The organism is Mesorhizobium sp. M7A.F.Ca.CA.002.15.2.1 (genome assembly GCF_003998715.1).
Classification (GTDB): domain Bacteria; phylum Pseudomonadota; class Alphaproteobacteria; order Rhizobiales; family Rhizobiaceae; genus Mesorhizobium; species Mesorhizobium ciceri.
The window spans coordinates 1-1,039 of sequence record NZ_RZPI01001090.1 but is presented as its reverse complement, the minus strand read 5'-3'; the positions used below and the strand labels follow the sequence as shown (position 1 = coordinate 1,039).

Sequence of the window (1,039 nt, the reverse complement as noted above, 5' to 3'; positions counted from 1 at the left end):
CAACAATCAATCTTGGCAGCAAACCTCCTATCGGCAATAGCCGGGGAGAGCCGAACCATCTAAGGATAGATGTGTTGTGGTTCAAAATAGAGGACGTAGTGCGCAAGGTTTCGATCACCTCATCGCTGATGGCGCTTGTCGGCCTCGGCGCCATCACCTTGGCGGCTTTTCCGGCACAAGCAGACAATCTGCAGCTGCAATTGGGCAAACATGGCCCGCGGCTGAAGCTCATGGAAGATTGCGACCCCGCCTATGACGATTGCGAAGGCCCCCGTCGCGACGACCGGCGCGACCGCCGTCAACGAGGCTGCACGGAGGACCGGGCCCTCGACAAGGCAGACCGAATGGGCATCCGCCGCGCAAGGATAGAGTCCGTCGGCCGCCGGGAGATCACAGTCCGCGGCAGACAGGGTGGCGACCGCGTGCGCGTGACTTTTGGCACCGAGCGCGGCTGTCCCATCCTCGATCGCGAATAGCGATCGACCTCAGCGGAAAACCGACGCTCAGAATCATCAGCAGGTCGAACCGGCGGTTGGCTGGCTCGACCGCCGGGCCACGCGACAATTACGCACAGTAATTTTGCGTGATGTCGCCTTGCGGCGGCGAGGCACCCCGCCTATGCTTCCTGATGAACATGATTTCCCCTGAGACGGTCGCCAACAGCAAGCGCGCCTGGCTGAAGATTCTCGCCCGCTACAAGAAGCCTGACAGGCGGCGCAGCACCGTCGAACTCGCCATCACTCTCATTCCATTCGCCATGCTCTGGGGCCTGTCCTCGGCGGCCTATGCCTATGGCCATTGGTGGGGACTGATCCTCATCCTTCCCGCGGCCGGGTTTCTGGTGCGCATCTTCATGATCCAGCACGATTGCGGCCACGGCTCCTTCTTCGCCAATCGCTACGCGGACGACTGGATCGGCCGCGCGCTCGGCATCCTGACGCTGACGCCCTACGATTGCTGGCGGCGCGCCCACGCGACCCACCACGCCAGCGCCGGCAATCTTGACGAACGCGGCATGGGCGACATCCGGACGCTGACC

2 protein-coding genes are annotated in these 1,039 nt (G+C 62.8%); both read left to right on the top strand.

The window, feature by feature from the left end; translation table 11 throughout:
* The coding region (locus tag ENZ74_RS32845; RefSeq protein WP_348630712.1) for a hypothetical protein at window positions 1–476 on the top strand (476 nt) is incomplete at its 5' end.
* Window positions 477–628: 152 nt separating this feature from the next.
* A partial coding sequence (locus ENZ74_RS32840) for a fatty acid desaturase (protein WP_206522397.1) occupies window positions 629–1,039 on the top strand: 411 nt, incomplete at its 3' end.